We start from the raw sequence: 15,337 nt of genomic DNA, 5'->3' as shown, positions 1-15,337 counted from the left end.
AGGATGGAGATGACGCTTAAACTTTGAGCAAACTCTGCCCAAAATACCCTAAAAAGCAAAAGGCCTGGAAAATCCAGGCCTTTTTACTTATCATATATTTGGTTAGTTGATTCTTATTTTTTCTTTCAACAAATTGCCTTCTCTCTTATTTCGAAACAAATGCAAACCTCAAGTGATTATGTGTTTTGAAGCGTTATTGCAGTGTTTTTGTTTTGTGGTTATAAAGATAGGGGAAATTTTAAATTTGTCAAGCTTTTTTTAACTTTTTTTTTATTTCTTTTGCTACCACTTGTCCAGAGATGATTGCAGGTGGCACTCCTGGGCCTGGAACGGTTAATTGTCCGGTATATAAAAAATTTGTTACTTTACTTTTTATTTTGGGTTTTAAGAAAGCAGTTTGTTTCAAAGTGTTTGCTAATCCATACGCATTTCCTTTAAAAGCGTGGTAATCTTCAACAAAATCATTCATGGCGTAACTCCGTTTAAACAGGATGTTACCACTAATGTCGTTTCCAGTTAATTTTTTGAAGCGGTTTAACAATAAATTAAAATATTCTTCCCTTTTGCTTTCGCTATCTTTTAAATCGGGTGCAAGCGGAACCAAAAAGAAAAGGTTTTCGCAACCCTCTGGCGCTACGCCCGGATCGGTAACCGATGGACAGCAGGCATAAAACAATGGTTTTGTTGGCCATTGTGGATTAGTGTAAATTTCTTCAGCATGTTGGTCAAAATTCTCGTCGAAGAATAAATTATGGTGTAATATATTGTCTAGTTTTTTATCTAGGCCGATATAGAATAATAGACAGGAAGGCGCCATTGTTCTCTCCTCCCAATACTTTTTACTGTAATTACGGTAAGGTTGATCAAAAAGACGTTGATCGATGTGTTGATAATCTGCATTGCCTATAAAAAAATCGCTTTTAAAGCTGCCTTTATTTGTAATCACTTTTTCAGCAATATTGTTTTTAACTTCAATTTTAACCACCTCGGTATCGAAAATAAATTTCACACCCTGCTCTTCGGCAATTTTCTGCATGGCATTCACAATTTTGTGCATGCCACCCATAGGGTACCAGGTACCTAACACCAGATCGGCATAGTTCATCAGACTATATAATGCGGGGGTATTTTGTGGTGTGGCGCCTAAAAATAGAACTGGGAATTCTAACAGTTTCCTTAAACGCTCGTTTTTAAACAACTGGTGTACGTGCTTGCGCATATTGCCCAATAGCTGTAGTTTGATTCCGCTAACAGCTAAACGTGGGTCGAAATATTCCATTACGCTATGCGAGGGTTTGAAAACATATTCGTTCATGCCTACATCGTATTTATACTTCGCCTGATCGAGGAAATGTTTTAGGTTACCGCTGCTGCCGGGCTCTAATTTTTCAAATAAAGCATATAGGTCATCTAATGTCGCTGGAACATCAATAGTATCACTTTTACCAAAATAAATGCGGTAAGAAGGACTTAGCCTTTTCAGTTCATAAAAATCGGACGCTGTTTTATCAAAGATCTGGTAGTAGTTTTCGAAAACATCGGGCATCCAATACCAACTTGGCCCCATGTCAAACAGAAAATCATCTTTTTCCCAGGTTCTGGCCCTGCCACCGGCCATTTCGTTCTTTTCGATAACAGTAACATCACAACCATCTTTGGCCAATAAAGCTGCCGCAGCTAAGCCTGCAAAACCAGCACCTATGACGGTAACCGTGGGTTTTTTCTCCATGATGTAAATAAAGGAATTTTATTGCGTTTTGTTTTGGTTTTTTGTCATTCTGTGTTTGTCATTCTGAACGCAGTGAAGAATCTTTCTTTTGTTAGCAGTAATCCTTATGGAAGCTTGATTCGATCGATCGTTTAGGTGTTGTGTTTCATCGGTTGTAGATCCTTCGCTGCATTACCATTGACAGAATCTATAAGTACGGTCGTCATTCTCGCGCAGGCGGGAATCTTAAAGCGCTTGCATTACGATTATTCATAAGTTTCCCTTATTTCAAAGGCATTCATGAGCACTCCGTGGTTCCCAATCAAGTTGGGAATGACGATTCCTCGCAGCCTATAATCCGCTAAGAAATCTGTTATTCATATAATTTTTAATAATAAATTATTCCTCAGGATGACAGTGAAGAACCTTTCTTTTGTTAGCAGTAATCTTTATGAGAGTTTGATTCGATCAATAGCTTGGGTGCTGTGTTCATCGGCTGTAGATCCTTCGCTGTGCCACAGGATCACAGTGGAAGCAAAAGCGCTTAGCTTTTCTTACCTTTGTCCATAATCATGACTAAAATACGCATTATATTTTTGCTGCTCTTTGCAACAAGCCATATTACTTACGCTCAGTTATCCACTAAAGAAATTGCGATATTAAAAATTAATATGGTTAAGGCGGTTGAAAACTCGAAGCTAACCGACTCGTTATTTGCCAACCTGAACAAACTTTCTAATAAAACAGCCCTGATAACCGGCTACACAGGAACCCTGGAGGCGCTCAAAGCCAAACATTCCTGGAATCCATACAACAAGATCAAGTATGTGAGCCAATCGCTAAAAACAATGCAAAAAGCTATAGATATGGACAAGGAAAATCTGGAGATCCGTTTTATGCGGTTTTCAATTGAATTTTATACCCCTTCCTTTCTCGGTTTCAGTAAAGATTTGGTTCAGGATAAAAAAGAGATCGTTAAACATTATCAAAATGAAAACTTTGGTTTGGCCGATCGTGAGCTGGTTAAAAACGTAGCTAAATTTATGATCGACAGTAAAAAATGCAGTTCTGCTGAAGTTAAAATTTTGACCAAACACCTTTAGAATGAAGTATATCTATTTACTTATTAATATTGCTGTAATTTTTTTTCCACTGGTTTTATCGTTCGATAAAAAGGTTCATTTTTTTAGCAAATGGAAGTTTGTATTTCCTGCAATATTGCTCACTGGTATTATATTTTTAATTTGGGATATCCTGTTTACCAAGCTCGCTGTATGGTCTTTTAATCCCGATTACCTTATTGGGGTAAATCTTTTGGGGCTACCTTTAGAAGAAATTCTATTCTTTTTAACGGTTCCTTATGCCTGCGTATTTATTTACGAATGTTTGAATGCTTATTTTCCAAAAAACGACCTGCAAAAGTATAGCCTCGCGTTAAGTAATTTGTTCCTGGGGCTTTGTGTGGCCATTTTATTTTTTGGTTATAACAGGTGGTACACGCTGATCAATTTTGGCTTTTTATTTGTGGTGCTGGCTTATGTAGAGTATGTAAATGTCGATTTTAGGTTTATGTACAAGTTCTACAGGGCATACCTGATTTCGCTTATTCCTTTCTATGTTGTAAATGGATTTTTAACTTCTATACCTGTGGTGATGTACAACGATAAGCAAAACCTTGGTTTTAGAGTGGGAACTATTCCTTTCGAAGATCATTTTTATTTAATGGGGCTCTTGTTGATGAATATTTACCTGTACGAAGTTTTTAAAAGCAAGGGCGATAAAAGCCAGGCATAAGATAAGATTGTTTATTTTTTTGGAAAACAAATATTCAGTAGTTTTTAGCGGGATTCAGTCATTACTCCCGACTTAACGTCGGGATTCATTGCATCCGATAGCTATCGGATCGGGTTTAAGAACAGGGTTTCTGCACACTGCAATCCCAAAAATGAAATGCTGTAGTAGCCAACTAGTCCCGGTTGAAGCCGATACCCTGCAACAACGAGGCACGAGGCAGCAAAGCGTATAAGCGTAAAACGGGAGGAAACTTGGTGCTTTGTACAGGCCTTGTGCTTCAAATAAGAATAATAATTGAAATATCCAGATATTGGTCTTCGACTCCGTTCAGACAGAGAACTTTGCATTGACTTTGCGTTAAAAAATAATAGCTACTTTGACCTATGTAAGGAGTTAAAGAAAAGCCAATATGCCCTCATATTTCTTATATGGTTAAAAACCTTTTTGATTATCTTCAACCCGAAATTAATTTAAATGGATTTACCCAGCTATACCAAGCAACAACTCGCTTTACGCAACGGACAGGACAAACCTCAGATCTGGGTGGCTTATAAAGGTTTAATCTACGATATGACCAATAGCAGGCTGTGGCGGAACGGTAAACACTATGAGCACTGGGCCGGACAGGATTTGACTGACGAACTGCCTGATGCACCGCACACCGATGCTGTTTTTGAAAAATTTATACCGATAGCAATATTGGCTACACTAAGTTGATTTTTGTCAGGGTAGAATTAACGATAGAATTAAAATTAAGATATGTCATGTTGAGCCTGTCGAAACAGCTCGTGTTAAGTCCTTCGACAGGCTCAGGATGACAATTAATTTATATTAAATTTCTATAGTGAAAGCACTTAAGTTTACAAATTCTTGTATTCTCGCTGCAACTTCCTCATCGGTTAAATTTAATAACTTTTCTGTTCCAAATTTCTCTACACAGAAAGAAGCCAGTGCAGAACCGTAAATGATTGCATTTTTCATGTTATTGAAGTTGATTGTACCCACCTTAGCCAAATAACCGATAAAACCTCCTGCGAAGGTATCGCCAGCGCCTGTAGGATCAAATACTTCTGCCAAAGGCAAGGCCGGAGCTGAGAAAATCTGATCTTCATGGAATAACAATGCGCCATGCTCACCTTTTTTAATGATCAAATATTTTGGGCCCATTGTAAGGATTTTCTTCGCTGCTTTTACCAATGAATATTCGCCCGACAACTGACGTGCTTCGGCATCATTGATGGTTAATACATCCACCATTTTAATGGTTTCCAATAAATCATCCATCATAATATCCATCCAAAAGTTCATGGTGTCCATTACGATCAATTTCGGGCGGTTTTTAAGGCGCTTAATTACCGTTTGCTGCACCTGTGGGGTTAGGTTACCTAACATCAGGTATTCGCAGTCTTGATAACTCTCCGGGATGATCGGGTCGAAATTTTCCAATACATTCAATTCCGTAATTAAAGTATCGCGGCTGTTCATGTCGTTGTGGTATTTACCTGACCAGAAAAATGATTTTTCACCTGCTTTAATCTGTAGTCCTTCGGTGTCAATACCGTGTTTGGTTAAGGTGTCAATATCTGATTGATGAAAGTCATCCCCCACTACAGCTACAATTTTTGCTTTATTATAAAAGTAAGAAGCGGCTAAACTTGCGTACGTTGCAGCACCACCAACAATTTTATCTGTTTTTCCGAAAGGAGTTTCAATAGCATCAAAAGCTACAGTACCTATGATTATCAGGCTCATATATATGTATTAAATTTTTTTTTAAATTTTTCACTGCAAATATTGCATAAATAATTTAAAAGCCCTAATATTGCATTCCCAAAAAGAACAAGGGTATATGTACTGCAAAGTGTAAATAACCTCGTTTTAGGAAACAACCAGCACTCCTTCTTAGCTCAGCTGGTTAGAGCATCTGACTGTTAATCAGAGGGTCGCTGGTTCGAGCCCAGCAGAGGGAGCCAAAACCCACGACGAAAGTTGTGGGTTTTTTGCGTTTAGGGCTGGGCGAGAAGTTTATCTTGAGCGCAGACGAAAGGAGCCCAGTAGAGGGAGCAAAGATTTTCAAGACTGAAAATCACATAAAAACCCCATTTCTAGCTAATAGGATGGGTTTTTTTATTTCCATAATAGGATTTTCCTACCTCCATTTTGTCTTTTCAATAGCCAGGTAATGTTGAGTTTTACAGGAAAAACTGTCGAATTTAACGTGTAACTTTCCAATGCTTTTTTAGCATAAGAGACTGTTTCAAAAATTAATGATCCAGCCTCTTTATACTGAGCGCATATTTAATGTATATCTAAGCTATGATTCTCCTGGTTGTGATCAGTCATTAATTCAGTGAGCTTTTTAGTTAACTCTATACCTCTTAAATCTTTGGCAACAATATTTCCCTTAGGATCAACCAATAAAGAACTTGGAATCGCCAGTATTCCGTAATATGTAGCAAGTTCCCCATTCCAGGCTTTCAAGTCAACCACCTGCGTCCAGGGCATTTTTAGCGCAGCTAATGCATGCATCCATTCATCACGGCTGTCGTCAAGGGAAATGCTTAAAATGGTGAAATTTTGATCTTTAAACGTGCTGTAGTTTTTAATCAGATTGGGGATTTCTTTGCGGCAAGGAGAACACCAGCTTGCCCAAAAATCAATCAGCACATACTTACCTTTATACATCGAGATATCAATTTGATTACCATCATGATTACTCAGGGTAAAATCCTTTACCTTTTCACCAATCGCACTGCGCTTAAGTATCACCAGCCGCTCAGCTATGCGCTTTCCTTCTGAGGTTGATTGCATTTTTTTACTTAACAACCCGTACATCTTTAGCACGCTTTCGTAAGTGCCTATTCTGCAATGTTCTGTAGCCAGGTTTAAACTGTACGCACTTCCGCTGTGGCTACCGATGTACTGAATGGCCATTGCCATTTTCTGTTTCGCAATATCTGAATACCTTTTCTGGCGTTCCAACTCCTCAGCCTCGCTTACCTTACCATATTGCGAAGCAACCATGTTAGACTCCTCTGTTAGAGAACTCGTCATTTGCGCATAGGCAACAGCTTCGTCATTTGTTTTCGAACCACTTACCTGAAGGTTATCTACTGAATCCCTGCTTCCCTTTATGATCATTTCTCCCGGATCAACGAAAATAGAAATTGCCCTGCCTGGAAAGATCAGGGTGATTTTTTGCGATTCGGTTACTGGTGCGCGCCAGACAAATTTTCCATTAGTAATTTTCAATGAAGTGTCTTTTTTGGTAGATCCCTCATAATATTTGATCATCAGTTTCGAATTCCCTATGGCTTTGATGTCACCGCTTAAGCGCAACTGAGCAAACAAATTTGTGGTTAAGCATAAGAGCGCGGCTGTGCTAAGGGTTAAAAAACGTTTCATAAATCCCATCGCGGTTAAAGTAAAGTTGCTAGTTTTTTATTAAGCTCCTCGCCACGCAAATCTCTTCCAATGATCTTCCCTGTTGGGTCCAGCAAAAAATTGGCGGGTACGGCATTGATGTGGTAGAGTTGAGCGGCATAACTTGCCCAGCCTTTAAGATCAGACACTTGCGTCCAGTTCAGGCCGTCTTTAACAATGGCATCCATCCATTTCGCCTTCGCATTTTCGCCCCCGTCTAAGGATACGCCAAGGACCGTGAAGTTTTTTGACTTATACTTTTCATACGCTTTAACCAGGTTTGGGTTCTCCTTTCTGCAAGGTCCGCACCAGCTTGCCCAAAAATCTACCAACACATATTTACCTTTGAATGAGGATAAACTTACATCCTGATCTTTGGTGTTCTTTAATATAAAATCAGGTGCCATGTTGCCCACAGTTAGCGCTTTCGCTTTTCCAATTTTACTTAAAAAGGATTGTCCGGCAACAGAAGCCTTTAGATCAGCGTTTAAACTGTTGAATAAGGCAGTGGCTTTTTCCGGGTATTGGTTCGGGTCTATAGTGCTGCGCAGCAAGTTTAAACTCACCAGTGAGTTGGGGTGTTTCCTGATATAGCTTTCCTGCACCTGCATTCTGCTGTCTGCCAGGCGTTCAAGTAATTCTTTTAATTTTGCTTTCTCCTTACTGTTGTCGGCTAGTTTTTTATAGTCCGCATTCATTTGGGCTTCTTTGTGCTTAATTGACATTAATGAAGCGATGAGCTCCTGCTGGTCCTGATTTAAAGGTGTACCAGAAATTTTTGCCCTGATTAATGAATCAGTCGTATTTATTTCGATAATGCCGTTTTCCAGGTAAATTGCGATCTGGTCCGGGTTAGGCCTCGACTTTAAATTTTCACCATTCTGCCCCAGCAATACAAAGGCTTTCATTGGCATAGATACAGTGCCTTTAATCATAAACTTACCATCCGGCTGAACGGTAGCAGAGTCATATCTCATACGTCCCTGCTCTTGATATGCCAAATAAGCCGTAGCTGGAAGTTTAATTTTACCTATTGTTGCATTGATGGTGTACTGTTGCTGGGCTAAAACGGCAAAAGGTGCTAATGCTAACAATGTGATCAATCTTTTTTTCATGTATTTCATTTTTAATAGTATACTGTTTTAAATTCCCTTAAGCTTTATCAGTTCTTGCTCAAGTTCCGGCTGTGATGGTTTAGTCATGTTCAGACTTAATATGATGCCATTTTTATCCAATAATATATATCGGGGAATGGTATTGATGCCAAAGGCCTTTTCGAATGTTTCATCTTTTACCTTCCATTGGAGGCCACCCATCTGGTTAAGTACCGGGCCTTTCCATCGCCAAACCTGGGTGTCCAGGGATATGCTTAAAAAAGTGATTTCCTTGTCTTTCATTTTTTTTGCAAGTAAAGCGAAATGAGGATATTGAATACGACAGGGCGCACACCATGAAGCCCATACATCAATGAGCACATATTTACCTTTCAGCTCACTAAGCTTTACATTATTCCCGTGATCTCCTGTTGTATCCTGAAATATAATATCCGGGCATTTATCGCCTACTTTAAGCCTTATGGTATCCGTAACGACATTGGAGTTGCTATGTTTTTCTGATAAATATGGTTGGGCTGATATCATTTTACTGAGCAAAGTGATCATCGTTGCCAAGGCCCAAAATTTTGACGTTTTTAACATGTCTTTGAATTAAATTTCTGAAATATAAACCGTTAATTATTTGAAAAACCGGAGATAGGCCCTGCAGGAATCATTGGCTACGGGGGGAACGCCATATGCCGAACCGGTATAGGTGATGATTTTTACGCCGGTTATATACCATCCGGATTTTAATGTCGCCCTATTGATAAAGCCTACGCTAATACTGTCTTTGCTTAATAAGGCCCTGGCGGGTACAGTGACGAGATTTTTGGTAAATATTGTATTTGCTTCGGTTAAGCTTGTGCCAACAAATTTTTCTTTAGTGATCGCAGCAGCGATCTCACTTTGTGTAAGGAAGCTTGCCTGCACGCTGACATCGTTAGCAGGAAATACCTTATTCAGCGTTATTCTTAATTTCAACGAATCACGAAGGGTACCAATGTTGTTCACTTGTAAAGCACCACTTGTTAACCTTGTGAGACTAACTCCGGTGCCTACGGTGGCGCCATATATTTTCGCTTGCAGGTCGCCTTTAGTGACCAATACTTTGAAGAAGAAAAGTGAATATTTTAAATTGGCGCCTTGTTTTGAAGACAAGGTAACGGGTACAAGGTAAATGGTGCTGTCTTTTAACTGACTGCCGTCCTTCAATAACACATACAACGAATCTTTCGCCTCTACATCACCCGAAGCGAATGGAAATTTCCCTTTATGAGAAACCTCGAAAGCACCCCCGGATATAGTTGGATTTTTTTCCTGATACAGTTGATTGTATTGTGTAACCATCGACGGATCGACAACTGCGGTTATCGTATCCACAGAATTCACCGCCTCTTTTAGTCGCACGGGTACGCCAACATAATATGGCGTAAAATTATATTCCTTGCCATTTAACCTAACTACATTGCTACCTTGTACATAAGAAACCATTCCACTGTCAAATCTGGATTGTAGCCCATCGGCATCGCTCGTGTTCTTTTTGCAGGCGGCGATCCCTAAAAGCAGCAGGGTAAACAGCAACGCTCCTTTAAAACTTAACATTGAGCCAGGTATATTATAATATGTTTTGTACGACATGATCTTATTGATTAAATAATAAAATTCACCCACGTTATCTTGGGTTTTGACTGATGTTTGGATTAGCGGCTAATACGGTAGTACTGAAAGGTACCAGGTAACGCCCTGATCCTGCGGGTAAGGTTGCGAGCGTGGTGTTGCCGGCATAATTGAGACGACTAAGGTCTCTCTTTAAACTTGTTTCCTTGTTTAACCTCTTCAGATCAAATAAACGAAGCCCGCCGTGGTAAAACAATTCACGTCTCCGCTCATCCAATACATACCCTAAAATATTTGTTGCCGTATAGGTGCGCTTTTCTGCGTTAAATGTCGCAGGCGATAACCTGGTTTCCCTAAGTTTGCTGATCAGTGCGCTGGCTTCGGAAAATGACCCGTTACGGGCTAAACATTCCGCTTTAATCAACATCACTTCCGGTACACCGATGCTATTGTCAAATACCATGGTGTTACCATTCGCAGAGTTGTAATATGCAGGTTGAAATCTGCTTGGTGATACGAATTTTTTAGAATACCTTAAATCAGAAGTCGTTAAGGTGTTTGTAAGTGTTGTGCTGGGTAAAACCGTAGCGTTATTAAAAGAATAAAATGCAATATCCGTAGTTATCCGTCCCAGCAATATTTCCGGATTGCCTACCATGTCAGGTAACTGGGATAGGCTTTTATAGTCGATTGAATTATAATTTAACAAAGTACGTTCCTTCGCTAATGTAGAATCTGCATAGTTTGAGGCCGAAATATAGTCTCCTTTATATAAATAAGCCCGTGCCAACAAGGCATAAGCCGAGGATTTTCCGGGATGAATCACATCAGTTCCTTTACTGCTTAGATGCGAATTGTTTACCGCTGCTTTCAGGTCAGAAATCACCAGGTCATATACCTGTCCAACGCTAGCCCTCGGCGGCAAGGCATTGCCCTTTGCGGTGAGTACAAGCGGAACACCAGGATCGTTGAAAGCTGTTGTTGGATCGTAAGCTGCACCATAAGCATTTACCAGCTGCAGGTAGTAAAATGCCCTGTTTACAAGGGCTTGTGAAATGACAACGCTTTTATTTTCTTGCGTATTATACCCGTCTGCAGGCGCAGCATTAATCCGGTCCAGAATGATATTCATTTGCAATATCCTGGAATACGTAGAATTGTACATCTCGTCTTGATCAGAGGGGTTCCAAACGGTGTTCTGCCATAAATATGCCCGCAGATAATAATTGGAGGAGGCTGTAGTTTGTACATCCGAATACTGAAGGTCGTCACTCATCACATCCAATAGAAAAAAATGGCATTTGCTTAGTGAATCATTGTTGAGCATCTCCTGAAAATCCTTCACCGTAGTTGGGTTCACATTAGTGGAAGAGGGCGAAATATCAAGAAATTTTTTACAGCCTTGAAATGACCATAAACTATAGGCAGCCAAAAGAAAAAATAGTGCGCGTTTATACATCATATTTTAAAAATTTACACTTATGTTACATGAATAGATTTTTGCCAGTGGACTTCCAATTCTCCCGTCCTGGCTCACAGTTGCGGGATCTATATTATATTTATTCTTTGCCCAATAGGCAAGGTTTTGTACCTGAAAGGTCATTACAAAATAACTCAACCCATATTTTTTGAGAAAGTTGTTTGGTAAGCTAAAGCCTACCATTACCTCTTGCAGTCGAATATTATCTGCGGGCAATATGGTGTTACTTGAATAGCGGGTAACAAAGTCCCTGTACGGGCTAACATCAGCGATTTTTGGTACATCAGTCCGGTTCTCATCTCCTGGAACCCGCCATCTGTCGGCAATCAAACTGCTGTTTTCCCGGTCGTATCCAGGATACGGCCTGTAATACCTCATCACATACCCTAAATTAAAGGTAAGCGCTACACGCGCAAAAAATTGTTTTACCCTGATTTCCTGGATAAATCCACCGGTAAAAGGTGCTTTGGTTACTCCCTGGTTGATTAAGGCAGAAGCAACCGTAATACTGTCCAGCTGAGCGGTGACGTTTCCATTCTTATCATACATCTGAGGATCCCCGGATGAATTTAGTCCTGCCCATTTTGGCGCCCATATATTACTGATATCATAACCCTCCCTTGCTACTGTTGTATAGCTGTTTGTTGCAGTAAAGCGTGTTACAGGTACATTTTTCGCGATGTTCTTATTGTATGCACCATTTAAGGTAATAGTGTAATTGAAATTATTGGATTTGATCAGATTTGCGCTCATGAAAAGCTCTATCCCCTTATTGGTAATGCTGCTGTAGCTAACCTGGGAAGAAAGGCCTGTACTTGGATCTGTTAATACAAACAGGTTGTTATTTACACCGCCGGAATTTTGATTATAATACCGCACATCCGCATTGTATCTACTGTCAATCAAACCAATTTTGCCATGAACTTCAAACATCTTATTGGCCGCAGGTAAAAGGCCAAAGTTGCTGTTTGTGGCCTGGCTAAAAGATCCGCCTGTTGCAATATTGGTTGATGTCATCAGCGAAAATCCCTGATACGGGCTGATGTCCTGTAAGAGCGCGTTAACTTCAAGATCGGTTATCGTGTTAGATTTAAAGTAACTTTCCCTAACAATGTTATAGTAAAAGCCACCATTGTATTGTGCTTTTCCTTCTGGTGATTTTCCATAGTTAAAGTGAAGATTAAGCAGCTTCTTTCTCAGAAACATATCTATTCCACCACTGAGGAAATTTAATTCTTTAGTCGTATTGCTTTTCGCATTGTACGTGTTGTTTGTTTCCAGGTTTCCTGTATTGGTTTGCGTATTGTAAGCCCCGTTTACAACAAAAGTACTATCGGCAAAAGCAAGCGATAATTTTTGATAGAGCAACTTAGAGCTTTGGCCTTGCTGCTGGGTGGGGGTGGCTCCATTTACCCAAATGGTATAGTTTTTAAAATAGGGCTGCAAATACCTGCTGTTACTATATTGAGTAGGCAAATCCGGCATTTTAATGTTGGTGGTTCCAACAGATAATAAAACATCCTTTAAAACGCTGTTCCAATTTTTAACCACTCGTCCTGTCACATCGCCACTATAAGAAGTTTGCGTTGAGTACGTCGCTGCCTGTCCGTAAAGCGGGTTTAATACGTTGATATAGGTTCCCACCGCTTTTATTCTATCCGAAAATCCATATATAAGGGATGCATTCCCATTTAGGTTACGGTTTCTGGTGGTGTCGCCTGACAGGCGATGTGTCAATATACTCGGGTAAGCACTAGAGGTGGCCCCTGCAAACAAAGAATAAAAGTTGGTTATAGCTGCATCAGTTGAAGGAAACGTTGGTAAATAAACGGGTGTACTGGTTTTTGTTGATGAATTATAACCATATAATGCAGCATTGGCCGGACTACTGCTAAGGGTACTTGCAGCACCCACACCTAAGGTAGCGCTAATGTTATGTTTACCAATTACCCGGGAGTAGGTGAGGGCGGATCTTAAGTTTAGGTCTTCAGAAACCCGGTTGCTCTCCTGCAGTATGTCACCGTATGGAAGATAAAAGTTAACACCCTTACTGCTTAACTGTCCATATTTATCTACCAGTTGTCTTGAATAGCTTGATTCGGCACCATAGAGTGTCTGGTTATTTGTATTTCTACCGGTATACAAAAAAGAGGTAACCCATGACAGGCCAGGTAGCAACTGCCAATTCATGTTTAAGTTGGAACGCTTGATTGTTTCCTTAGATGAATTTTTATTGACTCTGGCGTCTTGAAGCAAATTTACTCCATAATTCTTATAGCCAAGTCCTACAATCTTATTGTTTGCATCTTGCGAGAGTAAAGTGTAATCATAAGCATAACTTCCCTGGTCATCCAAAAGCATCTGATAAGGGTCCAATCCCAGGTTTGCAGGAGAAAAAGAATTCCCGGCAGTGTTTTTTGCATCTGAAAAATTGACAAGCCACCGGATATGAAGTTTGTCTTTTAAAAGACTAAAATTATTGTTCAGGTTGAAAGTGTACTCATTTTTCTTACTTCCCAGGCCATTGTCATGTCCGGTGATGTAATTACCTATAGCCGTAAACTTATACGCTTTTGTACCCCCGCTAACGGTTAGGGTGTGGTTTTGATTAAAGGAACTTTGCTGAAGCATGTTAACCTGGTCTTCGTTATCCAGCCTCCCCAGAGAATCCCATCGCGATTGAAACTGCGTCTCGGTAATCTGTTTTAATTTTCTTTTACTAAGCAGCTGCCTTGCAGGAGATAATCCAAATGGAGTACCATCATTATTTAGAAGTAAAGCCGGATCGTTAAGGTATTCTAAATAAGTAGCTGTATTGGCCAGGTTTAATTTTTGCCTGTTATATTTGGGTGCCGGCGAGTAATATAAATTAGTTGAATAATTGATCTGCAATTGTCCTGCCCTTGCCATTTTTGACTTGATCAGGATAGCGCCCCCAGCAGCTCTAGAGCCCCATTTAATTAATTCTTTAGGATCCTTAATAACTTCAATAGACTCTACGTTAGTCATCGGGTAATTGGCCGGAAACCCATCTTGCGGAAAACCATCGATTACTACGAGCATATTAGAGGCATTGCTTGCAAAATTGCTTGCCCCTCTGATCTCGGGGACTAAAGTATTCGTTACCGTTGTGATTGTATTGATATGGTAAATAAGGCTGATCTCGGCAGGAACATTGGTCCCCTTCAATAGCAGGTCAATAATCTGCTGTCCTTTTGTTTTACCGACAGCGGCCAGGAAATCTTCGACAGAATAACGCGTGAATCGCCTGGACTCCTGTCCACCTACAGTATGGGAATAGGCGTCAATACTAGTTACTGTTTTAGTACTTGTGTTTACAATTTGCAAACTCAATCCAGGAATAGTACCCTGCAGTACCTGTGCAAGGTTCATATAACTCCGGTTTTCCATGTTAATAAATCTTGTAGGATTAGCTTTAGCCTCATTCATCCGGTGGATTTGTACTTCCGATAAATCAATACTTTCCAAATCACCTTTCTTTAAATTAATTTCTATTGATGTCGTGTCAGAATAGCTGATACTCTGCTTGGCAAAACCGGGAGCTGATACTACAAGAGTACCGGAAGCACCAGCCACGATCCTAAACTCACCCCTGGCATTCGAAAGCGTTTTAAAACCAAGATTGAGCTCTTTGATCATTACGTCTTTTAAAGGCAGTTGATTTTCGTCCATTACGATGCCTTTGAGATGTAGTGCCGGCTTTTTTCCGGGATCTGCTTTGGAGGCAATATTTTCCGTTTTTTTCTGTTTCACCAATATCGTCTGGGCTATAATGGTGTAGGTTAGCGGTAAACCTTTAAAAGCCTGGCTGAGTGCCTCCTCAACAGTGCCATTATTTATATCAACGGTTACTTTGGGTATACTCTTGATGTCCTGGCTGTCGTATAGAAAGGTGAATTTAGATTGTAACTCAATTGATTTAAAGATGGTTTGAATATCTACATTTTTTTCATGAATGGTAATTTGACTATAACTTTTGGTATTGACCAATAAAAATAATATAGTACTTAAGAGTGCTGTTAAACTAATCCGCATAGTAGATCCGCTTTTTAGGTAACAGGTTATTAGTAGACATTATGGGGAAATTGCAAAGCAAACTTATTTTTTTAATCAGCAGCAATACCTGCTGCAAGGGCTTATATAAACCATTTAAATACATACTTTTGTAGGGTTTGGGTTAAACGTTGATATTCAATT

General features: G+C 39.9%; 11 protein-coding genes and 1 tRNA gene. 4 read left to right on the top strand and 8 right to left on the bottom strand.

What is annotated here, in order from left to right:
• Positions 1-247: 247 nt before the first annotated feature.
• Positions 248-1,729 carry an NAD(P)/FAD-dependent oxidoreductase gene (locus tag IM793_RS16415; RefSeq protein WP_193423167.1) on the bottom strand — a complete coding sequence of 494 codons (1,482 nt, stop codon included), beginning with the start codon at positions 1,727-1,729 and terminating at the stop codon, positions 248-250.
• Positions 1,730-2,280: 551 nt separating this feature from the next.
• On the opposite strand from IM793_RS16415, the gene IM793_RS16410 reads away from it, so the two are divergent.
• The 3 genes from IM793_RS16410 to IM793_RS16400 all read left to right on the top strand — a co-directional run bounded on the left by IM793_RS16410 (position 2,281) and on the right by IM793_RS16400 (position 4,219).
• Positions 2,281-2,811 carry a hypothetical protein gene (locus tag IM793_RS16410; protein ID WP_193423165.1) on the top strand — a complete coding sequence of 177 codons (531 nt, stop codon included), beginning with the start codon at positions 2,281-2,283 and terminating at the stop codon, positions 2,809-2,811.
• A 1-nt stretch (position 2,812) separates the two neighbouring features.
• On the top strand, positions 2,813-3,502 hold the full coding sequence (locus IM793_RS16405) for a lycopene cyclase domain-containing protein (protein WP_193423163.1): 690 nt from the start codon (positions 2,813-2,815) through the stop codon (positions 3,500-3,502).
• Positions 3,503-3,976: 474 nt separating this feature from the next.
• A complete protein-coding gene (locus tag IM793_RS16400) occupies positions 3,977-4,219 on the top strand; it encodes a cytochrome b5 domain-containing protein (RefSeq protein WP_193423161.1) in 243 nt (80 codons plus the stop codon).
• 114 nt (positions 4,220-4,333) lie between these two features.
• Here the strand turns inward: IM793_RS16400 and IM793_RS16395 are convergent, their stop codons facing one another.
• Positions 4,334-5,254, bottom strand: a complete 921-nt coding sequence (locus tag IM793_RS16395; RefSeq protein WP_193423159.1) for a PfkB family carbohydrate kinase — start codon at positions 5,252-5,254, stop codon at positions 4,334-4,336.
• A gap of 144 nt (positions 5,255-5,398) precedes the next feature.
• Between IM793_RS16395 and IM793_RS16390 the strand changes: the two genes are divergently transcribed.
• Positions 5,399-5,475 (top strand) — tRNA-Asn (locus IM793_RS16390).
• 325 nt (positions 5,476-5,800) lie between these two features.
• Here the strand turns inward: IM793_RS16390 and IM793_RS16385 are convergent.
• Genes IM793_RS16385 through IM793_RS16360 form a run of 6 tightly spaced genes read right to left on the bottom strand, consistent with a single transcriptional unit; the run spans position 5,801 to position 15,175 of the window.
• Positions 5,801-6,907 (bottom strand): TlpA disulfide reductase family protein, encoded by a 1,107-nt coding sequence (locus IM793_RS16385; protein WP_193423157.1) that lies wholly within the window; start codon positions 6,905-6,907, stop codon positions 5,801-5,803.
• Between the two features lie 14 nt (positions 6,908-6,921).
• Positions 6,922-8,040: a TlpA disulfide reductase family protein gene (locus IM793_RS16380; protein WP_193423155.1), complete on the bottom strand. Its 1,119-nt coding sequence runs from the start codon at positions 8,038-8,040 to the stop codon at positions 6,922-6,924.
• A gap of 27 nt (positions 8,041-8,067) precedes the next feature.
• The gene (locus tag IM793_RS16375) at positions 8,068-8,622 is read right to left on the bottom strand and encodes a TlpA disulfide reductase family protein (RefSeq protein WP_193423153.1); all 555 of its coding nucleotides are present in this window, start codon (positions 8,620-8,622) and stop codon (positions 8,068-8,070) included.
• A gap of 36 nt (positions 8,623-8,658) precedes the next feature.
• Positions 8,659-9,660 (bottom strand): DUF1735 domain-containing protein, encoded by a 1,002-nt coding sequence (locus IM793_RS16370; protein ID WP_193423151.1) that lies wholly within the window; start codon positions 9,658-9,660, stop codon positions 8,659-8,661.
• Between the two features lie 34 nt (positions 9,661-9,694).
• Positions 9,695-11,101, bottom strand: coding sequence for a RagB/SusD family nutrient uptake outer membrane protein (locus IM793_RS16365; RefSeq protein WP_193423149.1), 1,407 nt, complete (start codon positions 11,099-11,101; stop codon positions 9,695-9,697).
• 3 nt (positions 11,102-11,104) lie between these two features.
• Positions 11,105-15,175 (bottom strand): SusC/RagA family TonB-linked outer membrane protein, encoded by a 4,071-nt coding sequence (locus tag IM793_RS16360; RefSeq protein WP_193423147.1) that lies wholly within the window; start codon positions 15,173-15,175, stop codon positions 11,105-11,107.
• Positions 15,176-15,337 lie beyond the last annotated feature (162 nt).

Origin of the sequence: Pedobacter sp. MR2016-19, assembly GCF_014947265.1 — a bacterium.
Taxonomy (GTDB): Bacteria; Bacteroidota; Bacteroidia; order Sphingobacteriales; family Sphingobacteriaceae; genus Pedobacter.
Note: the sequence above shows the minus strand (reverse complement) of the source record. Positions and strands in the feature narration are given on the sequence as shown.